Genomic DNA, 23,163 nt, shown 5'->3' with positions numbered 1-23,163 from the left:
AACAACATGGCAAGCATCCGTACCGCCCGTGTCCTCGCCGCCGTTTCCGCCCTTCCGCTCGCGGCCGTCCTGTTCACCGGTGTCGCGGCGGCCGACGACGGCTCCTTCGCGAACGACGGATCGAACGCGGGCGCCGCGAGCGTCACCGGCAGCGGGGTCGGTCGCGACAACAGCGGCAACTCGTCCACCACACAACAGCAGGCGGTCGGCGCCGGCGCTTCGAACCAGAGCAATACCGCCCAGGTCAGGGGGTCGGCGTTCACGGCCGTCAATCAGGGCAACTCGAACGTCCTCGTCAACTTCGGACCGCTGTGGCGGTGACCCGCGACGGCGGGTGACCGGTGCGCCGGCTCCGGCCCCCCGCCCCTCGGGTTCCCTTGCGGGGTGCGTTCCATGGGTGTGACACGACCGTGCGGCGGTGCTTCGGCGTCGCCGCACGGCCGTTCCCGGCAGCCCTTCGCGGCGGCCGGGGCGGGCTCGTCGCGGTGCCGACGCCTTGACAGGCAAAGAGATCTGACAGACAGTCAGAAATCTTCCCGGAGGTCGGGGCGGCACGCCACGGCACGGATCGGCGAGGGCCGGCGAGGGGGGCGGTGGTGCGCGGTGAGCGACGAGTTGGACGTGCGGCTGAAGGCGTACGAGGGGCGAACCGCCGTGGTCGGCGGGGTCGGCAAGGACCCCGTCAACGCGCCGATGATCCGGCACTGGTGCGAGGCCATGGGCGACACCAACCCGGCCTACCGGGGGCCCGACGCCGTCGCACCGGCCACCATGCTCCAGGTGTGGACCATGGGCGGCCTGACCGGACACGCGGATCACGCGGATCGCCCGGCTCGGTCGGATCACGCCGATCGGGCCGCGCGCGGTGGGCGGACGGAGGCGTACGACGAGCTGCTCGCGCTGCTCGACGAGGCGGGCTGCACCTCGGTGGTCGCCACCGACAGCGAACAGGAGTATTCGCGTCCGCTGCGCCCGGGTGACGAGATCACCTTCGAGGTGGTGATCGAGTCGGTGTCGGCACGCAAGACGACCAGGCTGGGCGCCGGGTACTTCGTCACGACGCGGATGGACGTGCGGGTGGGCGACGAGCTCGCCGGGACGCACCGCTTCCGCATCCTCAAGTACGCGCCCGTACGTCAGCAGCCGAAGCCGCCCCGCCCCCGCCCGGTCGTCAACCGCGACAACGCCGGCTTCTGGGAGGGGGTGGCGCGGAAACAACTGCTCATCCAGCGCTGTACCGGCTGCGCCACCCTGCGCCATCCGTGGCTGCCGGGCTGCAACGCCTGCGGCTGCCCGGACTGGGACACCGTCGAGGCGGGCGGCGCGGGCACGGTGTACTCGTACGTCGTCATGCACCACCCCCGCTTCCCCGCCTTCTCGCCGGCCGAGGGCGGTCCCGGTCCGGCGGGTCCCTACGCGGTCGGGCTGATCGAACTGGCCGAGGGGGTGCGGATGGTCAGCAACGTGATCGGGGTGCCGTACGACAAGGTGCGGATCGGGATGCCGGTGCGGCTCGAGTTCCACACGTACGACGAGGAGTTGGTGCTCCCCGTCTTCAGGGCCCGGGAGGAGGCCTCATGAGCGCGACGGACGTGACGAGTGGGATGAGTGTGACGGCCGGGGATCGGCTGCCGCCGCTGGAGATCGAGATCACCCGCACGCTGATCGTCGCCGGGGCCGTCGCCTCCCGCGACTACCAGGACGTGCACCACGATCCCGGACTGGCCCGGGACAAGGGCTCCCCCGACATCTTCATGAACATCCTCACCACCAACGGCCTGGTCGGCAGGTACATCACGGACCACTTCGGCCCCTCGGCCGTGCTCCGTGGGGTGTCCATCCGGCTCGGTGCGCCCAACTACCCCGGGGACACCATGGTGTTGACCGGCAGGGTGGAGGAGGCCGACGGCGGCACCGTCAGGGTCCGGGTGACCGGGACGAACGGCATCGGCCGCCATGTCACCGGCACGGTCACCCTCACCGTCCCGTCCTCGGGAGGCGTGGCCGTCGGTGCGGCGGACGGCCGACCCGCGGGAGGCCCGGCATGAGCGTGCGCGGGCGGGACGCCCTCGGCGGGCGCGCGGCGATCGTCGGCATCGGGGCCACCGAGTTCTCCAAGGACTCGGGCCGCAGCGAACTGCGGCTGGCGGCGGAGGCGGTGCGGGCGGCGCTGGCGGACGCGGGGCTGACGCCGGCCGACGTGGACGGACTGGTCACCTTCACGATGGACACCAGCCCGGAGATCACGGTGGCCCAGGCCTGCGGGATGGGCGAGCTGTCCTTCTTCTCCCGGGTGCACTACGGCGGCGGAGCGGCCTGCGCGACCGTCCAGCAGGCGGCGCTCGCCGTGGCGGCGGGGGTCGCGGAGGTGGTCGTCTGCTACCGGGCCTTCAACGAGCGGTCGGGCCGCCGCTTCGGCTCGGGGGTCCAGCACCGGGAGCCGTCGGCGGAGGGCGCGGCGCTCGGCTGGTCGCTGCCGTTCGGGCTGCTCACGCCCGCCTCCTGGGTGGCGATGGCGGCCCAGCGCTATCTGCACACGTACGGGCTGACCCCGGAGGCCTTCGGGCAGGTGGCCGTGGTGGACCGCGAGCACGCCGCGACCAACCCGGCGGCGTACTTCCACGGCAGACCCATCACCCTCGCCGACCACGCCGCCTCCCGGTGGATCGTCGAGCCGCTGCGCCTGCTGGACTGCTGCCAGGAGACGGACGGCGGGCAGGCCCTCGTCGTCACCTCGGTGGAGCGGGCCCGTGAGCTGCCGCACCCGCCGGCCGTCGTCGCGGCGGCCGCGCAGGGCGCAGGCCGCGCCCAGGAACAGATGACCAGCTTCTACCGCGACGACCTGACGGGGCTGCCGGAGATGGGCGTGGTGGCCCGCCAGCTCTGGCGGACGTCCGGGCTCGGTCCCGCCGACATCGACGTGGGCATCCTGTACGACCACTTCACCCCGTTCGTGCTCATGCAGCTGGAGGAGTTCGGCTTCTGCGCGCGGGGGGAGGCCGCGGACTTCGTGGCCGAGCGGCGGCTGCCGCTCAACACCCACGGCGGGCAGCTCGGGGAGGCCTACCTCCACGGGATGAACGGCATCGCGGAGGCCGTACGACAGCTGCGCGGCACGGCCGTGAACCGGGTACCCGGCGCCCGCCGGGCCCTGGTGACCGCGGGGACCGGGGTACCGACGTCGGGGCTGGTCCTGGCCGCGGACGGCTGAGCCCCCAGGGGTCAACCCGCAGTGGACCCCGGCCGCGACTCCACCTTCAGGAGGTGGGGCCGGCCCCACCCCTACAACCTGAGGCGGACTCCCCTTCGGGACCTGCGGCCGATCCGCCCGGGCGCGGGTCGCTCATAGCGTGGAGCCATGACCACACCCGTCTGCACCAGCGCCTCCGCCGCCGCTGTTCCGGCGAGGCAGACCCGCCCGCAGCCCCGGCTCCGGCCGGCCGTCGGGGCCCCGGTCTACCCGTCGTTCTCGTCGTACGTACGGGCCCGGCAGCCGGTGCTGCTGCGGACCGCCCGCTCGCTGACCGCGAACCCGAGCGACGCCGAGGACCTGCTGCAGACCGCGCTCACCAAGACGTACGCCGCCTGGGAGCGGATCGAGGACCACCGGGCGCTCGACGGCTATGTGCGCCGGGCGCTGGTGAACACCCGTACCTCGCAGTGGCGCAAGCGCAAGGTCGACGAGTTCTCGTGCGAGGAACTGCCCGAGCCGGAGCCCGTGTCCGGCGGGCAGGACGACCCGGCCGAGCGGCAGGCGCTGCGCGACGCGATGTGGCGGGCGATCATGAAGCTGCCCGACCGGCAGCGGGCGATGGTCGTCCTGCGGTACTACGAGGACCTGAGCGAGGTCCAGACGGCCGAGGTGCTCGGGGTCTCGGTCGGCACGGTGAAGTCGGCGGTGTCGCGGGCCCTCGGCAAGCTGCGCGAGGATCCCGAACTCGGGCTCGTCCGATAGCGACCCGCTGTGTGGAGATCCGAGGGGGGTCCGGCGGAGGTCCGGGAGAGGTCCGGCGCCTGCCGGGGGGCGGCGTCAGGGCACGGAGTCGCGTGATCGATCACCCGGGCCTAGTGACATACCGCGTGGTATGTGCGCAGAATCAGCGCAACCTTTTACCACCGCCAGGCAATGTCGCCCAGGAGGACGCCGTGCTGAGCACCATGCAGGACGTACCGCTGCTGATCTCGAGGATCCTGACCCATGGGTCGACGATCCACGGCTCCTCACAGGTGATCACCTGGACCGGCGAGGAGCAGCCCGAGCGCCGCTCCTACGCAGAGATCGGCGCCCGCGCGGCCCGGCTGGCGCACGCCCTGCGCGACGACCTCGGCGTGGCGGACGACGACCGTGTGGCCACGCTCATGTGGAACAACGCCGACCACGTCGAGGCGTACTTCGCGATCCCCTCCATGGGCGCCGTCCTGCACACCCTCAACCTCCGGCTGCCCGCCGAGCAGCTGGTCTGGATCGTGAACCACGCGGCCGACAAGGTCGTGATCGTCAACGGTTCGCTGCTGCCGCTGCTGGCGCCGCTCCTGCCGCACCTCGGGACGGTCGAGCACGTCGTCGTCTCCGGACCGGGCGACCGCACCCTGCTCGCGGGCGCGACCTCCGTCCAGGTGCACGAGTACGAGGACCTGATCGCCGGGAAGCCGACCACGTACGACTGGCCGGAACTGGACGAACGCCGGGCGGCCGCCATGTGCTACACCTCGGGCACCACCGGCGATCCCAAGGGCGTGGTGTACAGCCACCGCTCGATCTACCTGCACTCCATGCAGGTCAACATGGCCCAGTCCATGGGCCTGACCGACCAGGACATCTCGCTGGTCGTGGTCCCGCAGTTCCACGTCAACGCCTGGGGTCTGCCGCACGCGACCTTCATGACCGGCGTCAACATGCTGATGCCGGACCGGTTCCTCCAGCCCGCGCCGCTCGCCGAGATGATCGAGTCCGAGCGTCCGACCCACGCCGCCGCGGTGCCCACCATCTGGCAGGGCCTGCTCGGCGAGCTGACCGCCAGGCCCCGTGACGTCGGCTCCCTCACCCAGGTGACCATCGGCGGCGCCGCCTGTCCGCCCTCCCTCATGAAGGCCTTCGACGAGCTGGGCATGCGGGTCTGCCACGCGTGGGGCATGACGGAGACCTCCCCGCTCGGCACGATCGCCCGTCCCCCGGCCCACGCGGTCGGCACGCCGCAGGAGTTCGCCTACCGGATCACGCAGGGCCGGTTCCCGGCGAGCGTCGAGGCCCGGCTGACCGGCCCCGCCGGCGAGCACCTCCCCTGGGACGGGGAGTCCGCGGGCGAGCTGGAGGTACGCGGTCCCTGGATCGCCGGCGCCTACTACAACGGCCCCGACGCCGAAGCCCTGCGCCCCGACGACAAGTTCAGCGCGGACGGCTGGCTGAAGACGGGCGACGTCGGCACCATCAGCCCGGACGGCTTCCTCACCCTCACCGACCGGGCCAAGGACGTCATCAAGTCCGGCGGCGAGTGGATCTCCTCGGTCGACCTGGAGAACGCCCTGATGTCCCACCCGGACGTCGCCGAGGCGGCCGTCGTCGCCGTCCCGGACGACAAGTGGGGCGAGCGCCCGCTGGCCACCGTGGTGCTGAAGGCGGGCTCGGCCGTCGGCTTCGACACCCTGCGCGGCTTCCTCGCCGCCGAGGCCGGGATCGCCAAGTGGCAGCTTCCCGAGCGCTGGACGCTGATCGAGGCGGTGCCCAAGACCAGCGTGGGCAAGTTCGACAAGAAGGTGCTGCGTCGGCAGTACGCGGACGGCGAGCTGGACGTCACCAGGCTCTGAACCCCGGCCGCCGCGGCGTCACCTGGTCCGTCGCGCAGCCTCGAGCCCCGCCCCGCGGCACCGGTGTGCGCGGGGCGGGGTCTCACACGTGCGGCGCCCTGACAGGTCCGCACCACCGCGTCGCCCTGCCGCACGGACGCGACCGGCCGTGTCCCGGCCCGCCTCGGACGGCACCGGCCGACCGGCGACGGCGAGTCGGCGGGTCACGTCGTCCGGCGGCAGCGGGCCCACAGTGGACCACGGCGGGCCGGACCGGCCGTCCGGCCGCGACGGATCACACGGGCCGTCCGACGGCGGCGGACCCGCCGTGGATCACACGGGTCGTCCGCCCGCGACGGACCCGCCGTGGATCACACCCGCCGTCCGGCGGAGTTCAGTTGGTGCCGATGCGGGCGAGCAGGTCCACGATCCGGCCCTGAACCTCGTCGCTGGTGGACCGCTCCGCGAGGAACAGCACCGTCTCGCCCGACGCGAGGCGCGGCAGGTCGGCCTGGCCCACGGCGGCCGTGTAGACCACGAGCGGGGTGCGGTTGAGCTGCCCGTTCGCGCGCAGCCAGTCCACGATCCCGGCCTGGCGCCGGTGCACCTGGAGCAGGTCCATCACGACCAGGTTCGGCCGGAAGTGCCCCGCCAGCGCCACCGCGTCCGCGTCGCTCGCCGCCCGCGCGACCTGCATCCCGCGCCGCTCCAGCGTCGAGGTCAGCGCCAGCGCGATCTCCGCGTGCTCCTCGACGAGCAGGACGCGCGGCGGGTGCTGCTCACTGTCCCGGGGCGCGAGCGCCTTCAGCAGTACGGCGGGATCGGCGCCGTACGCCTCCTCGCGCGTCGCCTGCCCGAGTCCCGCGGTGACCAGCACCGGCACCTCGGCGGCCACGGCCGCCTGCCGCAGCGACTGCAGGGCCGTACGGGTGATCGGTCCGGTCAGCGGGTCGACGAACAGCGCCGCGGGGAACGCGGCGATCTGCGCGTCCACCTCCTCGCGCGAGTTCACGATCACGGGCCGGTAGCCGCGGTCGCTCAGCGCCTGCTGGGTGGCGGCGTCCGGGGCCGGCCAGACGAGCAGCCGACGCGGGTTGTCCAGCGGCTCCGGCGGCAGCTCGTCGTCCATCGGCTGCGGCCGCGGCATGTCCGCGACCTCCACCGCCCCGCCCGGACCGTCCAGCGGCTCGGGTCCTTCGGCGGCGTTCTCGTCCGGTGCTCCTATGGCGTACGACCGTCCGGCGCCCTCGGTGTTCGGCGCGAGCCGGGACTGCCCCGCGAGCGACGGCTGCGCGACCGCGGGCTGCGGCGCGGCGGCCTTGGGCGCGGGAGCCTGCGGCGCGGCCGCCCGGGTCACGGCGGGCTGCTCGGCGCCCGGGTGCGGCCGGGCCGTCTGCTCCGGACGCGTGGCCGGGTCGGGCGGGGTGCCCAGCTTGCGGCGCCGGCCGGAGGCGTTCGGCCCGTGCGGGGGCGGCGTGGCGGGCGACGGCTGCTGCACCTGCGCGGCCTGCCGGGTGAACGGCACGCCCTGCCCCAGCGTCCGCACGCTGATCGCGCGTCCCTGGGTGGAGTTCGGGTCCACGGGCGCCGCCGCCTGCGCGGCCTCGGCCGGCAACGGCTGTGCCGCGCGCGGCTGCACGGGCGCGTTCTCGGGCGGCAGCGGGGTGCCGGTCGCCGGAGTGACGGATGCCACGGGCTGCTGGACGGCCGGAACCTGAGCCGGGATCTGGGCCGGGATCTGAGCCGGGATCTGGGGCGCGGGGGCACCGGCGGCCGGTGCGGGCCGGCCGGAAGGCGTCTCCGCGGGCAGCGGCTGGGCGGGAACGCCCTGCGCCGGAACCGGCTGCGGCGGAGCCGACTGCTGGGGAACCTGCGGAACCAGCTGCGGCACGCCACCCGTCGCCGCGGCAGCCTCCGCCGACTGGCCGACGGCCCGGCGACGGCGTCCGGTCGGCGCGCTCGTGGGGTGCGGCTGAGGCGGGGTGTGGTCCCCGGCGTGGTCGTGGGGCGCGGCGTCGGGCCGGCCGTGGTCGAGGGACCCCTCCCCCGGGGGAACCGGCCCCGCGGGGAGCGGCAGGGGCCCCGCCGACGGCACGGGCACGGGCGCCTGGGCGAGCGCCGGCACCGGCCCCGCCTCGTCGGTGGCGCGGTCCGCCTCGGCGGGCGGGAGCGCGAAGACCGCACGCGGGGCGGCTTCCTGCTGGGCGGCGCGTTCCGCCGCGGCGGCCAGGGCACGGCGGCGCCGTCCGCCGGGCTCCTCGTCGCCGTCCGCGCCGTCCTCGTGGTCCGGGGCGCCGACCGCGGGCAGGGCGGGCGGCAGTGCCTGCTGTCCGTCGGCGCCGCGCCGGGCACGTCGTCCGGCGGGCACGGGCACCCCCTGCGGCGGAACGGTCTCACCGACGGGCACGCCCTGCGGCGGGACGGTCCCGCCCAGTCCGGTGCCCGAGGCAGCGGTCCCCGCGGCGTTCTCGCCGGCCATGACGACGGCACCCTCGGCCGCGTCCTGGCCCGCGGGCGCGATCTCGGCGGGCCGTCCGCGCCGCCGTCCCGTCCCGCCGGAGACCTCCCCGGCGTCGGCGGCCGCGGCCACCGGCTCCTCGGCGGCGGCGGCCGCCGCCCGCCTGCGCCTGCGCCCGGTCGGCGACACGGCCTCCGCGTCGCCGGCACCGGACTCGCCCGGCACCTCGCTCTCCAGGAAGGCGTCCACGGAGGACCGGCGGGCCCGCCGCCCGCGCCCGCCGCCGGGGCCCTGGGCGGACCCGTCGCCGTCGTCGCCGGGGCCGGCGCCGGCCGGCGCCTCCAGGGCGTAGGAGGTCGGCCCGGCCGGGGCTTCCACGGCATAGGGGGCCGGCGCCGGGGCGAGCTCCAGCGCCTGGGAGGGCACGGTCCCCGCGCCGCCGCCGAGCGGCACCTCCAGGACGTACGCGCTGCCGCTCATGCCCGGCACCTCGTGCGTCTGGAGCACACCGCCGTGGGCGCGCACGATCCCGCGCACGATCGGCTCGTGCACCGGGTCGCCCCCGGCGTACGGGCCGCGCACCTCGATCCGTACGACCTCACCGCGCTGCGCCGCCGCCACGACGACGGTGTTGTCCATGTAACCGCCCGCCGACACCGGCGCGTTGCCGGTGGCGTCGACACCGGCGACGTCCGCGACGAGATGCGCGAGCGCGGTCGCCAGCAGCCGGGCGTCGACCTCGGCCTCGATGGGCGGCGCGTGCACGGCGAACTGCACCCGGCCGGGCCCGATCAGCTCGACGGCCCCGTCGACACCGGCGGTGACGACGGCGTCGAGCATGGCGTTCGTACGGTTGACGGCCTGGGTGCCGGCGTCGAGCAGCTGGTAGCCGAGGACGTTGTCGATGAGCGTGGTGATACGCGAGTAGCCCGCCGACAGATGGTGGAGCACCTGGTTGGCCTCGGGCCACAGCTGTCCGGCGTCGTCCGCGGCGAGCGCGGCCAGTTCCCGGCGCAGCTCGTCCAGCGGCCCGCGCAGCGACCGGCCCAGCAGGGTGAGCAGCTGGTCGTGGCGGGCGGCGAGCGCCTCGTAGCGGTCCTTCTCCCGTTCGCCGAGCGCGGCGTAGCGGTCCTCGCCCGCCGCGAGCTCCTCCTCGTGCCGCTCGGCCAGCTCCTCCAGCTCGGCGACGTGCTTCTGGCGCAGGGCGGTCAGGTCGGAGGCGTGTTCCTCGGAGAGCCGCTCCAGTTCCGCGGCGTGCTCCTTGTCGGCGGTGTCCTTCTCCTCGGCGAGGGTGTCGTACTGCCGCCGGTCGTTGAAGGTCATCACCGCGCCGACGAGCTGGTCGCCGTCGCGCACCGGCGCCGTGGTCAGGTCGACCGACACCTTGTCGTCGGTCTTGGACCACAGCACCTGCCCGCGCACCCGGTGCTTGCGCCCGGAACGCAGGGTGTCGGCGAGCGGCGACTCGTCGTACGCGAAGTGCGAGCCGTCGGCGCGCGAGTGCAGCACGAGGTCGTGCAGCTTCTTGCCGCCGAGGTCACTGGCCCGGTAGCCCAGGATCTGGGCGGCCGCCGGGTTGACGAGGACGATCCGTCCGTCGGTGTCCGTGCCCACCACGCCCTCGGACGCGGCGCGCAGGATCATCTCGGTCTGCCGCTGCGAGCGGGCCAGCTCGGCCTCGGTGTCGACGGTGCCGGACAGATCGCGCACGACGAGCATCAGCAGTTCGTCGCCGGTGTAGCCCTGGCCGTCGTAGGCCTGCTGCCCGTTCTCCAGGTTGGCGCTGGTGACCTCGACGGGGAACTCGGCCCCGTCCGTCCGCCGGGCGATCATGCGGGTCGGCTTGGTCCGCCCGGCCGGGTCCATGTGGTCGGGCCGCCGCATGGAGCCCGGGATCAGCTTGGAGTCGAACTCCGGCAGCAGGTCGAGCAGCCCGCGCCCGACGAGGGCGGTGCCCGGCGACTCGAAGGCCTCCAGGGCGATGGTGTTCGCGTTGACGACCGTCCCGTTCGCGTTGACCAGCACCAACGCATCGGGCAGTGCGTCCAGTATGGCTGCGAGGCGAGCAGCGCCTCGGGATGGCCTGCTGCTCACGAGACGCTTCCCTTCTGTTACCGCACCTTGCCGACCGCCCGGGCCATCTTGCCAACCTGCCCGCGACGTGTCACGCGAGGGATTCTAAGGGCTCGGATCGCTCCCGCGGCCCCGGATGAGAGGGAGCTCGCACGACCAGGTGACACGGAGGGCGGGATCGGCCGCCCCGGCTGCGCGGGACCTTCGCGGGACCTCTACGGGTCCGTTGCCTCCGCCAGGAGGCCCCTGTGCGGGACCTTCCCCGCCCCCGACCGCCCCCTGGGACGTTATCGGCGCAGGTCGGGAAGCAACGGTACGAACCGGTTCCAGCGGGCGATCCGGCACCCGTCGCCGCGGTCGAACGTCGTGTCGACGGGCCGTCCGGCCCAGGTCCCGGTGACCCGGGCGGTGGCCGGGCCGCCGTACTGCAGGGTGCAGACGCTGTCCTCGGACACGGGCGCGAAGGTCTCGACGCCCCAGCGGGTGTCGCGCTCCACCGCCCGGCAGGCGCCCGCCGGGTCCGGATGACTGCCGCCGTCCGGGTGGCAGCGCAGTTCGTACGTACCGTCCGCGGCGCCGCCCGTGCCGTGGACGGTGACGGTGAGGCGGTCGCCGTCCGCCCGGTCCTCGTCCCGCGCGGGCGGCGGCATGAGACGGGCGCCGCCGACCGCGGCCGGGGCGCTCCCGGCGTACGCGGCCGTGGGCACGGCGGACAGCGAGCCGACCGCGGCGAGGCACGCGGTGGCGAGGGAGGCGGTAGCGGCGAGCCGGCGCAGAGGGCCGGAGGTGACCTGTGACATGACCTGACTAACGCGGTACGACGCGCCACGTTGCGCGTCCGCCGCACCGGGGGGTGAGCCTTTGCCCTACGGCGTCCCCGCCTAGTACCGTGGAGGCCGATTGGTGACGCGGGCGTCGTCTGTGTCATCATCTGCACGCACCACTCGCGCTCGCGTGAGCGGTTGTGCTGGAGGCGTCGCCTAGTCCGGTCTATGGCGCCGCACTGCTAATGCGGTTTGGGCCTTAAAGCCCATCGAGGGTTCAAATCCCTCCGCCTCCGCGCGATGACGAAGCCCCGGTCCACTGGACCGGGGCTTCGTCGTTCCCCCATGTGGCCGCGGGATCGCCTCCAAAAGACGTTTTCGCAGGTCACAAGGGGTGTGGCTAACGGATTTCACATGTCGGCGGCAGTCATGTAATGTTCTTCCTGTCGCCGCGAGCGGGCCGGAAGGGCCGGGAGCGAAGGCAAGAACAACAAAAGACAAGCACTCGTAGCTTAACGGATAGAGCATCTGACTACGGATCAGAAGGTTGCAGGTTCGAATCCTGCCGAGTGCACAACAAGCCAGAGGCCCCGTGGATCTTTCCACGCGGCCTCTGGCTTTTGCTTTGACAGCCGTGTTTGACGGTTTGTCGGCAGCCACCCGCGGGGGCGGGGCGGAGGGCTACGGGGACGCCGTCCAGGCCGTCGTCATCGTTCGGCTTCCTGCCGTCACTCGTGCCTCCCTGAGCGTGTCCCCGACGCAGTCGAAGGCCGAACGCCGGGAGTCAGCCGGACCAAGGGGTGAATGTCCGTTTCGCGTCCGCTCCCCGCGAGCGCACCGAGCCGGCTCGTGACGGCCGTGACGGGAACGGCTGCCTCGGCACTGGCCCCTGGCCGGTACCGGCCCGTGGTCGGCCGCGATGAGGAGCTCGCGTCCGACCGTCCGTGGGTCAGGAGCGCTCTCGGGCGGCTGGGGGGTTCAGGCAGAGCGCGATGTTCCTGACCGCGGCGGTGAGTTCCTCGATCACCCGGGCTGCCTGCTCCGCGTTGTGGAAGCCCGGGCGCACGGCCTGGGACAGGTCCAGTTCCCTCACCGTCTGGAGAGCCAGCTCGGCGCCCACTGCGGAGGGGGGCGCGGCATCGGGCGCGGGCGCCTCGGCCACGGGAGGGGACACGGGTGCGGCGGGCCGGGCCGGCACGGCCGGGTCCGCCGTGGGTGCGCCGTAGGCCGAGGGTGCCATCCGGCGCGTCGGCTCGGAGAAGGCCGAGGATGACCGGTCGGCCTCGGCCTTCTCCGAGGCCGAGGCCGGCTGGCCGGCCGGCTTCTCGCCGTTCTCCGGTTCCCCGCGGTACTCGTCGAACGAGGGGTGGAAGGCGCCGGAGCCGTCGGCAGCGCGGGCGCGTTCCTTCACGGCCGGTCGCATCGGCGCGAGCTGTGGGGCGGGCGGGCTCTGGGAGGTCTGCTGGGCGTGCGGGACCTGGTCCGGCGCGTGACGGGTCCGGGGCACGAAGTGCTCGAAGTCCGGGAACGTCAGGGGCGTGGAATGCGTGGAGGGGCGTGGGTTGTACTCGGCCTGCCACTGCATGCGGTAGCAGTCGACCTGGTCGGCGCAGGCGGTGCGGGCGTGGAAGACCGCGGTGTCCTCGTCCAGGTCCGGGTACCAGAGGTTGGGGCCGGGGAAGCGCACGGTCCGCACCCGGGGCCTGATCGGCTCGGCGCAGCCCATGCAGCAGTCCTCCGGCACGATGAGCGGGATGCCACCGTTCTGCTCGGGCCAGCGCGGACCGCCGTCCCAGCGGTACTGTCCGTGGTGGCAGGGCGGCAGTTCGCCGCAGGCGCGGCAGACGGCGTAATGTTCCGGGAGGACCTGCCAGTCGTGGCTGGCGGGGGCGCACCAGTGCTTGGGCGTGGACCGGGGCAGGTTCTCGTTGCGCAGTACCAGGACCACCGGGCGCTTGTAGAACTCGGAGCGCTCCGGTGCCGGCTTGACCACCTGGTTGTTGGCTCGCCACAGTTCGTTGGCGTGCCACCACAGTTCCAGGTGGTCGCGCCAAGCCTTCTCGTAGGACTTCGGCCACGAGTCGCCCGTATAACCGTTGATCTCCAGGAGCCGCCAGGCCTGCCGGTCGAGTACCACGATGGAGCCGACCCGCAGCCGCAGATGTGTTCCGTTGTCGTCCTCGGCCGGCCAGTCGTGCCGGCCGATACGGGTGGGCTGGTCTGGGAGCCACCTGCGAGCCTGCATGTCACGCTCCTCGGCAACGAAACTTCATAGTTTCAACTGGGGCAGTGGGCAACATTCTGAACATCCGGTCGTTCGCTTCGGTGTAGACACGCGCACGCTGTTGACCGATGGCGACCGGAAACACTTGCGTGCCACCGCTTTCTCCAGAAACGCCTGTGCCACCGGGCATTTTCGCCACCATGGCCGTCACCGGATCCCGCCCTTCGGGGTGGGGCGGGGCAGGGGGCGGCGGCCCTGTCGTCGTCGCGGTGGGCATCAAGTCGCCCGCCCCGCTCGCGGGCCTGGCGAACGCCCGGCACGGCCGCCATGTGCTCGCCGCCCGCGTGAGCTTCCCGCGCCGGGGACCGGAGTGGGCCGACCGTGTCGAGGCGAACCGGGCCGGGGCCTGCCGCGACCACGCACCGGATGCGTGCCGCCCGGACACGGAGCGAACGCGGGCAGCCGGAACGCCCGATGCCGTCGGCGGTCTTCGGCTGATCGGGCTTGTCCTTTCATCTGTGCGGGTGACCGGCCGGGGGGCCTCCGCCCTTCCTGCCGCCGGCGCGCGTCAACTGGGTCCCGTCACACGACGAGGCCGGCGGCCGGTCACCACGACCGGCGGCCCGCCCCCGGGCGGCGCCTGGCCGGCGCCGGAAGAGAAGGGACACCGGATGCGCGTACTGCGCGCCTTCCTGGGGAGCGCCATCGCGTCGCTCCTCCTGCTGATCGGCATCTCGCCGGCCACGGTCTACGCGGACACCTCCCGCGTGGGGAACCAGGCCCACTGCCCGACCGAGCACCGCAGCCGCGGCACCAACTCCGCACCCACCACGCAGTTCGGGCCCTACTTCCGCGACGACTGGCGGCTGGGACCGACGGTTCTGCCGCGGACGGGTGCGCTCGGCCAGATGCTGAGGGGTTACCGCCGCACGGACCACGTCTCCTCCTACTGGTTCCTCGGGTGCTACTGGCAGACGGATCCGCAGACCGGGAAGTCCGGCTGGTGGTACCCGGACAACAACGGCTTCGTGCTGAGGAACGGCAAGCCCGTCGAGCATCTGACGACGCTCCGCAAGGGCCAGCTGGTCGACATCTTCGGGAGCGGTTTCGGCAACTTCCTCGCTCCCGCCGGCACGCCGTACGCCAAGCGCGCGATCCCGCCGAGCAATCTCGACACCTATGTCGCGGCCTATCCGTTCAGCTATCACCTCTACCGGGTCGTCGATCCGTTCAAGGTCCACGCGGGCCCGATCCGGCCCTGGTTCGGACAGCCCGGTCTCGGCCTCCAGTACGTCTCGGACGTGACGATCCCCAAGCTCATCGAAGCGAAGAAACTGGAAGAAGTGAACGTGCGCCGATGACACCCCCCGCGGGCCGGCCCCCGACCTGTCCGGTCGGCGGCCACCCGGGGCAGACGACGGGACGGACCCGATGGACCGTGCGGACCTCGTCGGAAGGCTTCGCGAGGCGGGCGTCCCGGACGCGTACTACGACATCCCCGGCGTCCACGAGGTGTCCGTCCAGCCGGACGCCTACTACTTCCTGGAGCACGAGGCCGACGCCTGGACCGTAGGGCTGCGCCAGCGCTCCCGGGACAGCGTGATGGAGCGTTTCGCCACCGAGGCGGAGGCGTGCGCGTACCTCTACGACACCCTCCTCCGGGCCCTCGCGCCCCCGCCGGGGCCGGAGGAGTCCCTGGACGAGCTCCTCGCCGACCCCGAGGAGATCCAGCGGCAGGCCTGGGCGGATCTCGACCGCCGGGACGGGGCGTCCGGCGGCGGCTGAGACCGGGGCGCGGCTCGGACGCTGTCAGTGGCTGCGCCTACGCTCGAAGGTGATGGCACAGGCATGGAAGTGCTCGGGACTGCGGTGGTCGGCCGACGGTCCCGTGCTGCGATGGGACGGCGGGCGGCGCAGTGCGCTGTCGTGGGGGAAACAGGTCGCCTTCCGGGTCGTGGACGGGGGTGTGCGGACGTGTGTGGGGGCGCGCGGGCATCCGTGCGCGACACGGGCGGTCGTGCCGGGGCGAAGTACGGGAGCCCGGTGCGAGGAGTGCGCGCGGATGGACCGGGCGCACTCCGTGGCCGCCGACACCGTCGCGGACGACCCGCGGCCGTACCACGTGTATCTGGCGTGGTTCGGGCCCGGCATGGTCAAGGTCGGCATCACCGCCCTGGAGCGGGGACCGGCCCGGCTGCTGGAGCAGGGCGCCGTCTGTTTCAGCTGGCTCGGCGCCGGGCCGTTGATGGCCGCGCGACGGGCCGAGGAGCTGCTGCGCGCAGCGCTCCAGGTGCCCGACCGGATCCCGTACGCCGACAAGCGCGCGGTGCGCTCCGAGCTGCCCGGCACGAAGGACGAGCGGGCGGCCGAGATCGCGGCGCTGCACGCGCGGGCGGTGGCTCTCGACGGGTGGCCCGAGTCGCTGACGCGCGAGCCCCTGTGCCCCGTCGACCATGTCCGTGTCTTCGGGCTCGCCGGGCTGCCCGCCGCCGGTGCGGCGGTGCGGGAGCTGGTCGCCGGGGGTGTGGTGCGAGGGGAGCTGGTCGCCGCTGCCGGGCCCGATCTGCATCTGGCGGGCGCGGCCGGCGACGGGGCCCTGGTGGTGCTCGACACCCGGCTGATGACCGGGTGGGAGCTCCTCCCGGCGGAGGGTTCCGCACCCGAGTTCACCGTGCCGGTACGGAGGTTCCGTCGGGAGCCGGGAGTGCAGGACGGCCTCTTCTGACCGGGGCGCGGCGAAGTGGGCGGCATAGGCAAAGAGTTGGATCCCTCCGGGATCCCTTTCGGTAAGGGTCCTGGATGGGGTGCGGCGCCGCGGGCGATCGTGGACGGCATGAGCGATCACACTGCCGTGCCCGTCGTCACGCCCGAGTCCGCGCCCACGTCCCTGTCCGTCCCCGCACCCGTGCCGCTCCCGGCACCCGCCGTCGTCCCCGTCCCCGTCCACCAACCCCCTTACTACGCAGTCGTCTTCACCTCGGTCCGCACCCACGGCGACGCGGACGGATACGCCGCCGCCGCCGAGCGGCTCGGGGAACTGGTCGAGGAGATACCGGGATTCCTCGGCGAGGACTCGGCCCGTACGCCCGGCGGTCTCTCCGTCACCGTCGCCTACTTCCGGGATCTGGCCGGCATCGAGCGGTGGCGCACCCATGCGGAGCACCGGGCGGCCAAGGAGTACGGACGGGCGCACTGGTACGAGCGGTACTCCCTGCACATCGCCAGGGTCGAGCACAGCCATGGGTTCGAACGGCCAGAGGGGCCTCCGCTGTAAGCGCTCTCTGCTTCGCCGCGACCGTCCGGCACCCGTCCGGCACCGTGGGGCGGCCGGTCAGGCAAGGAATCACCCAAGGCTTCCCTGAGAGGCTCCTGTGAGTTTCTTAGGGAAATCACAGATTAGTGAAAGCGTGCTCTCAGAGGACCCCGACATGGTGTCCACCATGACCACGACCTCGCCCCAGGGGCGCACCGAACTGCTGAGGCCGGACGGGAGCCCCGTCCGCGTGCTTGTGGTGGACGACGAGTTGTCGATCACCGAACTCCTGTCCATGGCCCTGCGATACGAGGGCTGGCAGATCCGCAGCGCGGGTGACGGGACGGGCGCGATCCAGACCGCCCGCGAGTTCCGGCCGGACGCGGTGGTCCTGGACATGATGCTCCCGGACATGGACGGACTGACCGTCCTCGGGCGCCTGCGCCGTGAACTGCCCGACGTGCCGGTGCTGTTCCTCACCGCCAAGGACGCGGTGGAGGACCGGATCGCCGGGCTCACCGCCGGTGGCGACGACTACGTCACCAAGCCCTTCAGCCTCGAAGAGGTCGTGGCGCGGCTGCGCGGACTGATCCGCCGCTCCGGTGCCGCCGACCGGCGCTCGGACTCCGTGCTCGTCGTCGGCGATCTCACCCTCGACGAGGACAGCCACGAGGTGTCGCGGGCCGGGGACGGCATCCACCTGACCGCCACCGAGTTCGAGCTGCTGCGCTTCCTCATGCGCAATCCCCGCCGGGTGCTCAGCAAGGCCCAGATCCTGGACCGCGTGTGGTCGTACGACTTCGGCGGCCAGGCCAACGTGGTCGAGCTCTACATCTCGTACCTCCGACGCAAGATCGACGCCGGCCGGGAGCCCATGATCCACACCCGGCGCGGAGCCGGGTACCTGATCAAGCCGGCCGGCTGAGGTCCGGTGACCGGCAGGCCGTCGGTCCTCGTGCCTGCCGCCCGTGTCATGGAGGAGCGTCCCCCGGTCGCTCCTCCATCCGGTCGTGAGCCCCGGCGCAACGACCCCGAGACCCTTGCGGACGCTTCGGTGAAGGCAGCGCGATGAGCAGGCAGAGACAGCGACAGAAGCAGAAGAGGCAGCGCACCCCGCGGACCCTGCGGTCACGGCTGGTGATCTCGGCGGTGGCCCTCATCGCCGTGGTGTGCACCGTGATCGGCACGGTGACCACCCTGGCGCTGCGCTCGCACCTGTACGAGCAGCTGGACGGCAAGCTGCACGACACCACCATGCGCTTGGTGGGTGGGCCGAAGAATGGCAAGAATCCCGGCGGCCCGACGGATCCGGGGGGTCTCTCGGTCCTCGACATCTCCGGAAGCGACAAGGTCGAGAACTTCGTCAAGCAGGGCCCCACCCAGGCGGAGACCATCGCCGCCTATGTGGAGAACGGCAAGATCACCACCACGGCCATCTCCAAGCAGAAGAACGACAGCAGCGGCTTCACCATGAAGGCCGGCGACCTCAGCGCGGCGCAGAAGGACGCCCTGGCCAAGGCACCCAGGGACGAGGAGCGGGCGCACTCCGTGGACATCCCGGGGCTCGGCGAGTACCGGGTCCAGTACATCACCAGCATGGACGGCGACACGTTCTACGTCGCGCTGCCGACCACCGACGTCAGCAACACCATCAACACCCTCGTGCTGGTCGAGGTGAGCATCACCGCCGCCGGTCTCTTCGCCGCCGCCATCGCCGGTTACGTCCTCGTCGGCCTGGCCACCCGCCCGCTGCGCAAGGTCGCCGCCACCGCCACCCGGGTCTCCGAACTCCCCCTGCACACCGGCGAGGTCAACCTCAGCGAGCGCGTCGCCGAGTCCGAGACCGATCCGCACACCGAGGTCGGACAGGTCGGCGCCGCGCTGAACCGGATGCTGAACCATGTGCACGGCGCCCTGCACGCCCGTCAGCAGAGCGAGATGCGGGTACGGCAGTTCGTCGCGGACGCCAGCCACGAGCTGCGCACCCCGCTGGCCTCCATCCGCGGCTACGCCGAGCTCACCCGGCGCGGCCGCGAGCAGGTCGGGCCCGACACCCGGCACGCGCTGCACCGCATCGAGTCCGAGGCGGGCCGGATGACGCTGCTGGTCGAGGACCTGCTGCTGCTCGCCCGCCTGGACGCTGGCCGGCCGCTCCAGTTCGAGCAGACCGACCTCGTACCGCTCGTGGTCGACACCGTCAGCGACGCCCGCGCCGCGGGCCGGGACCACGTCTGGCGGCTGGAGCTGCCCGACGAGCCCGCGCTGGTGTCCGCGGACGCCGCCCGGCTGCAACAGGTGCTGGTCAACCTGCTGGCGAACGCGCGCACCCACACCCCGCCCGGCACGACCGTCACCGCACGGGTGCAGCGGCGCGGACCGTGGCTGTGCGTGGACGTCCAGGACAACGGCCAGGGCATCCCGCCGGACCTGCTCCCGCACGTCTTCGAACGGTTCGCGCGCGGCGACTCGGCGCGCTCCCGCGCCACCGGGTCGACCGGTCTGGGCCTGGCCATCGTGCAGGCCGTGGCGACCGCGCACGGCGGTGCCGTGACCGTCGACAGCGTGCCCGGCCGGACGGTGTTCACCGTGCATCTGCCCGCTCTCGGCCCCGCCGTCCCGCACCCCGCCCCCGAAACGAACTGGCAACTCGACTCACAGGTTCAGCACAGTGCCAGCACATGGGTGCAACAGGGCGCTTGACAACAGTCGTTGTCATGCGAACCGATTCTTCTCCCGGCAACCTGCCGGCGCGGGAACACCTCCCGGCCGCGGCCGCCGGTACGCCGGTCCTGGACGTAGTGATCCCCGTCTACAACGAGGAGAAGGACCTCCAGCCGTGCGTCGTCAGACTGCACGAACACCTCAAGCGCACGTTCCCGTACCCGTTCCGCATCACCATCGCGGACAACGCGTCGACGGACACGACCGCGCAGGTGTCCTCGCGGCTGGCGGCGCAGCTGCCGGAGGTGAAGGCCTTCCGGCTGGAGCAGAAGGGTCGCGGCCGGGCGCTGCGGACCGTCTGGTCGGCCTCGGACGCGCCGATCCTCGCCTACATGGACGTGGACCTGTCCACCGACCTGAACGCGCTGCTGCCGCTGGTGGCCCCGCTGATCTCGGGCCACTCGGACCTCGCGATCGGCTCGCGGCTGGCCCGCAGCTCGCGGGTGGTGCGCGGCGCCAAGCGCGAGTTCATCAGCCGCTCGTACAACCTGATCCTGCGCGGTTCGCTCCAGGCCCGCTTCTCGGACGCGCAGTGCGGTTTCAAGGCGATCCGCCGCGATGTCGCCCAGGTGCTGCTGCCGCTGGTGGAGGACACCGGCTGGTTCTTCGACACCGAGATGCTGGTGCTCGCCGAGCGTGCCGGGCTGCGGATCCACGAGGTGCCCGTCGACTGGGTCGACGACCCCGACTCCACGGTGCACATCGTGAAGACGGCGACCGACGACCTGAAGGGCGTGTGGCGGGTGGGCAAGGCCCTGGCCACCGGCTCGCTCCCGCTGGACCGGCTGGCCCGGCCCTTCGGCGACGACCCGCGCGACCGTGACATCGAGGACGTGCCCAGGGGACTGGCCCGCCAGCTCGTCGGGTTCTGTGTCGTCGGCGGCCTGTCGACCCTGTTCTACCTGCTGCTCTACACCGCCTTCCGCGGCTTCGGCGGTTCGCAGACCGCCAACGCGCTCGCGCTGCTGGTCTCGGCGATCGCCAACACGGCCGCCAACCGGCGCCTGACCTTCGGGGTGCGCGGCCGCGGCGGCGCCGTCCGGCACCAGGCGCAGGGCCTGGTCGTCTTCGGCATCGGCCTCGCGCTGACCAGTGGCTCGCTGGCCGCCCTGGGCGCGGCGACGTCCGACCCGGCGCACTCCACCGAACTCGCGGTGCTGATCGCCGCCAACCTCGCGGCGACCGTGCTGCGCTTCCTGCTCTTCCGCGCCTGGGTGTTCCCGGACCGGCGCGAGGCCGACGCCCGCTCGACGGTCGTCGCCTCGCACACCCCGTCCGAGCCGGTGTACGCCACGGCACAGGCCGGGCAGCAGTCCGGTGGCCCGTACGCCCCGCTGCCCCAGCGCCGGCCGGAACAGCAGCAGCCGTACCCGGCACCGTACGACCAGACCCCGTACGACCCGACCCTGTTCCGCGCCGGTGAGGCCGCGGACGGCACCTGGCGGGACGCGACCATGCGGCTCCAGCCGACGCGCCCCTACGACACCGACCCGGGGGACTCCCGATGACCACCGACTACGACCGGACGGCCGACCCGACGGCCGACCCGACGGCCGACCGCACGACCGACCGGGAAGGCGCTCCCCCTGTCTGTGGGCCGCCCCCGACCGATCCGCCCGTGGACCCTGCCGCCGCCTCGCCGATGGCCCCGACCGACGCCCTGCCCGTGGCCCCGGCCGCCGGGCCGGCGCCCGCCCCCGGGGGCGGCGAGCCGAAGCAGCCCTTCGTACGGAGACTGTGGCGCGGCCGCCCCGAGGACCCCCGCTGGGCGCGCCCGGCCTTCCTCGGCCTGCTGCTGGCGACCGGGCTGCTCTACCTGTACAACCTGAGCGCCTCCGGCTACGCCAACTCCTTCTATTCCGCGGCCGTCCAGGCCGGCAGCAAGAGCTGGAAGGCGTTCTTCTTCGGCTCGCTGGACGCGGGCAACGCCATCACCGTCGACAAGCCCCCGGCCTCGCTGTGGCCGATGGAGCTGGCGGTGCGGATCTTCGGCCTGAACTCGTGGGCGGTCCTCGTCCCCGAGGTGCTGATGGGCGTCGCCACCGTCGCCGTCGTGTACGCGTCCGTGCGCCGCCGGTCCGGCCCCGGGGCCGGACTGCTGGCGGGTGCCGTGCTCGCGCTCACCCCGGTCGCGGCGCTGATGTTCCGGTTCAACAACCCGGACGCCATGCTGGCGCTGCTGATGGCCGTCGCCTGTCACCTCGTCGTCCGCGCCCTGGAGGACGGCCGCACGAAGTGGCTGCTGTGGGCCGGCGCGGCGATCGGTCTCGCCTTTCTCGCCAAGACCCTCCAGGCCTTCCTGATCCTGCCGCCGCTGGCGATCGTGTACGCCGTCTGCGCGCCGGTGCCGCTGAAGAAGCGGCTCGGGCAGCTGGCCCTGGCGACCGGCGCGCTGATCGTCTCCGGCGGCTGGTGGGTGGCGATCGTCGAGCTGTGGCCGGCGTCATCCCGCCCGTACATCGGCGGTTCGCAGAACAACAGCTTCCTGGAGCTGACCTTCGGCTACAACGGCCTGGGCCGCCTCAGCGGCGACGAGACCGGCAGTGTCGGCGGCGGCGGTGGCGGTGGCGGCACCGGGCAGTGGGGCGAGACCGGCTGGGACCGGATGTTCAACTCCGAGATCGGCGGCCAGATCTCCTGGCTGCTGCCGGCCGCGCTGGTCCTGCTGGTCGCGGGCCTGGTGGCCACGCGCGGGTTCCCGCGGACGTCCGTGACCCGTGGGTCGTTCCTGGTCTGGGGCGGCTCGCTGCTGATGACCGTGGCCGTCTTCAGCTACATGGCGGGCATCTTCCACCAGTACTACACGGTGGCCCTCGCCCCCTACCTCGCGGCCGTGATCGGCATGGGCGCGGGCCTGCTGTGGGAGCGGCGCGAGCGGACCTGGGTGTCGATCACCCTCGCGGCCTCGGGGGTGGCGGCCGCGGTGTGGGGCTACGTCCTGCTCAACCGCACCTCGGACTATCTGCCGTGGCTGAAGTGGCTGGTCCTGGTCGGCGGCCTGGCCGGCGCGCTCGGTCTGGTGTTCGCGGGCCGCGTGCCGCGCCGGACGGCCCTCGCGGCGGCGGCCGTGAGCGTCGTGGCGGCGCTGGCCGGCCCGACGGCGTACACCCTCAGCACGCTCCAGGAGGGACACACCGGCTCCATCGTCACCGCCGGTCCGGCCGGCGCGAGCATGATGGGCGGCGGTCCGGGCGGTGGCGGTGGCCGGGGCGGCTTCGGCGGCTTCCCCGGCGGCGGCAACGCGCAGGGGCAGCAGGGGCAGGGTTCCCGGGGCAACGGCACCAACCAGAACGGCAACGGCTTCCCGGGCGGCGGCACCGGCGGCTTCCCCGGCGGAGGCATGCCGGGTCAGGGCCAAGGCCAGGGTCAGGGCCAGCAGAACGGCAACGGCTTCCCCGGTGGCGGCGGGACGTTCGAGGGCGGCGGCATGGGCGGCGGCGGTGGCGTCGGCGGCCTGCTGAACGGCGCGAGCGTCTCCTCCGAGGCGAAGGCGCTGCTGGAGAAGGACGCCGGCTCGTACACCTGGGTCGCCGCGTCCGTCGGCTCCCAGAACGCCGCGAGCTACCAGCTCGCCACCGGCGAGCCGGTGATGGCGATCGGCGGCTTCAACGGCACCGACCCGTCCCCGACGCCGGCGCAGTTCAAGAAGTACGTGGCGGACGGAAAGATCCACTACTTCATCTCCGGCGGCTCCGGCGGTGGCATGGGTGGCAGCAGCGACGGCACCGCCTCGCAGATCTCCTCGTGGGTCGAGAGCAACTTCAAGAAGGTGACGGTCGGTTCGGCCACCTTCTACGACCTGACGAAGAAGACGAGCGGCTGACGCCCGGGCGGGACAGGAGTGGGGCGGTGGCCGTAGGCCACCGCCCCTTCCCGTGCTCGTCCG

17 protein-coding genes and 2 tRNA genes are annotated in these 23,163 nt (G+C 73.0%); 16 read left to right on the top strand and 3 right to left on the bottom strand.

The window, feature by feature from the left end; genetic code table 11:
* The first annotated feature begins 6 nt into the window (after window positions 1–6).
* From ACZ60B_RS02990 to ACZ60B_RS02965, 6 genes are all read left to right on the top strand, one after another.
* Window positions 7–321: a hypothetical protein gene (locus ACZ60B_RS02990; protein WP_469383675.1), complete on the top strand. Its 315-nt coding sequence runs from the start codon at window positions 7–9 to the stop codon at window positions 319–321.
* A 282-nt stretch (window positions 322–603) separates the two neighbouring features.
* Window positions 604–1,581 (top strand): bifunctional MaoC family dehydratase N-terminal/OB-fold nucleic acid binding domain-containing protein, encoded by a 978-nt coding sequence (locus tag ACZ60B_RS02985; RefSeq protein ID WP_469383674.1) that lies wholly within the window; start codon window positions 604–606, stop codon window positions 1,579–1,581.
* 29 nt (window positions 1,582–1,610) lie between these two features.
* Complete coding sequence (locus tag ACZ60B_RS02980; protein ID WP_469384080.1) at window positions 1,611–2,048, top strand: MaoC/PaaZ C-terminal domain-containing protein; 438 nt, start codon at window positions 1,611–1,613, stop codon at window positions 2,046–2,048.
* Entirely contained in the window at window positions 2,045–3,211 is a 1,167-nt protein-coding gene (locus ACZ60B_RS02975; protein WP_469383672.1) for a lipid-transfer protein, read from the top strand. The genes ACZ60B_RS02980 and ACZ60B_RS02975 overlap by 4 nt, the downstream gene beginning before the upstream one ends.
* A gap of 147 nt (window positions 3,212–3,358) precedes the next feature.
* Window positions 3,359–3,955, top strand: coding sequence for a SigE family RNA polymerase sigma factor (locus ACZ60B_RS02970; protein ID WP_469383671.1), 597 nt, complete (start codon window positions 3,359–3,361; stop codon window positions 3,953–3,955).
* Window positions 3,956–4,146: 191 nt separating this feature from the next.
* Complete coding sequence (locus tag ACZ60B_RS02965) at window positions 4,147–5,805, top strand: long-chain fatty acid--CoA ligase (protein WP_469383669.1); 1,659 nt, start codon at window positions 4,147–4,149, stop codon at window positions 5,803–5,805.
* 373 nt (window positions 5,806–6,178) lie between these two features.
* On the opposite strand, the gene ACZ60B_RS02960 is transcribed toward ACZ60B_RS02965, so the two are convergent.
* Together ACZ60B_RS02960 and ACZ60B_RS02955 are read right to left on the bottom strand one after the other, a co-directional pair.
* Window positions 6,179–10,336 carry a PAS domain-containing protein gene (locus ACZ60B_RS02960; RefSeq protein ID WP_469383668.1) on the bottom strand — a complete coding sequence of 1,386 codons (4,158 nt, stop codon included), beginning with the start codon at window positions 10,334–10,336 and terminating at the stop codon, window positions 6,179–6,181.
* Window positions 10,337–10,602: 266 nt separating this feature from the next.
* Window positions 10,603–11,115, bottom strand: coding sequence for an SSI family serine proteinase inhibitor (locus ACZ60B_RS02955; protein ID WP_469383667.1), 513 nt, complete (start codon window positions 11,113–11,115; stop codon window positions 10,603–10,605).
* Between the two features lie 169 nt (window positions 11,116–11,284).
* On the opposite strand from ACZ60B_RS02955, the gene ACZ60B_RS02950 reads away from it, so the two are divergent.
* Both ACZ60B_RS02950 and ACZ60B_RS02945 read left to right on the top strand, forming a co-directional pair.
* Window positions 11,285–11,375, top strand: a tRNA-Ser gene (locus ACZ60B_RS02950).
* A gap of 205 nt (window positions 11,376–11,580) precedes the next feature.
* Window positions 11,581–11,653, top strand: a tRNA-Arg gene (locus ACZ60B_RS02945).
* A gap of 375 nt (window positions 11,654–12,028) precedes the next feature.
* Here the strand turns inward: ACZ60B_RS02945 and ACZ60B_RS02940 are convergent.
* Window positions 12,029–13,324 (bottom strand): hypothetical protein, encoded by a 1,296-nt coding sequence (locus tag ACZ60B_RS02940; protein WP_469383666.1) that lies wholly within the window; start codon window positions 13,322–13,324, stop codon window positions 12,029–12,031.
* A 650-nt stretch (window positions 13,325–13,974) separates the two neighbouring features.
* On the opposite strand from ACZ60B_RS02940, the gene ACZ60B_RS02935 reads away from it, so the two are divergent.
* The 8 genes from ACZ60B_RS02935 (at window position 13,975) to ACZ60B_RS02900 (ending at window position 23,100) form a co-directional block, all read left to right on the top strand.
* Window positions 13,975–14,664: a TNT domain-containing protein gene (locus tag ACZ60B_RS02935; protein ID WP_469384079.1), complete on the top strand. Its 690-nt coding sequence runs from the start codon at window positions 13,975–13,977 to the stop codon at window positions 14,662–14,664.
* Between the two features lie 70 nt (window positions 14,665–14,734).
* A complete protein-coding gene (locus tag ACZ60B_RS02930) occupies window positions 14,735–15,088 on the top strand; it encodes a hypothetical protein (protein WP_469383664.1) in 354 nt (117 codons plus the stop codon).
* A gap of 52 nt (window positions 15,089–15,140) precedes the next feature.
* Window positions 15,141–16,028 (top strand): DUF2797 domain-containing protein, encoded by an 888-nt coding sequence (locus ACZ60B_RS02925; protein WP_469383663.1) that lies wholly within the window; start codon window positions 15,141–15,143, stop codon window positions 16,026–16,028.
* A 108-nt stretch (window positions 16,029–16,136) separates the two neighbouring features.
* Complete coding sequence (locus tag ACZ60B_RS02920; protein WP_469383661.1) at window positions 16,137–16,577, top strand: antibiotic biosynthesis monooxygenase family protein; 441 nt, start codon at window positions 16,137–16,139, stop codon at window positions 16,575–16,577.
* A 166-nt stretch (window positions 16,578–16,743) separates the two neighbouring features.
* Window positions 16,744–17,481 carry a response regulator transcription factor gene (locus ACZ60B_RS02915; protein ID WP_351603491.1) on the top strand — a complete coding sequence of 246 codons (738 nt, stop codon included), beginning with the start codon at window positions 16,744–16,746 and terminating at the stop codon, window positions 17,479–17,481.
* 143 nt (window positions 17,482–17,624) lie between these two features.
* The gene (locus ACZ60B_RS02910) at window positions 17,625–19,256 is read left to right on the top strand and encodes an ATP-binding protein (protein WP_469383659.1); all 1,632 of its coding nucleotides are present in this window, start codon (window positions 17,625–17,627) and stop codon (window positions 19,254–19,256) included.
* A 14-nt stretch (window positions 19,257–19,270) separates the two neighbouring features.
* The gene (locus ACZ60B_RS02905; protein WP_469383657.1) at window positions 19,271–20,785 is read left to right on the top strand and encodes a bifunctional glycosyltransferase family 2/GtrA family protein; all 1,515 of its coding nucleotides are present in this window, start codon (window positions 19,271–19,273) and stop codon (window positions 20,783–20,785) included.
* Entirely contained in the window at window positions 20,782–23,100 is a 2,319-nt protein-coding gene (locus ACZ60B_RS02900; RefSeq protein WP_469383655.1) for a glycosyltransferase family 39 protein, read from the top strand. The genes ACZ60B_RS02905 and ACZ60B_RS02900 overlap by 4 nt, the downstream gene beginning before the upstream one ends.
* Window positions 23,101–23,163 lie beyond the last annotated feature (63 nt).

The organism is Streptomyces sp. NPDC104096 (genome assembly GCF_055584385.1).
The sequence above is the reverse complement of the archived record's forward strand: the minus strand, read 5'-3'. Positions and strand labels throughout refer to the sequence as shown.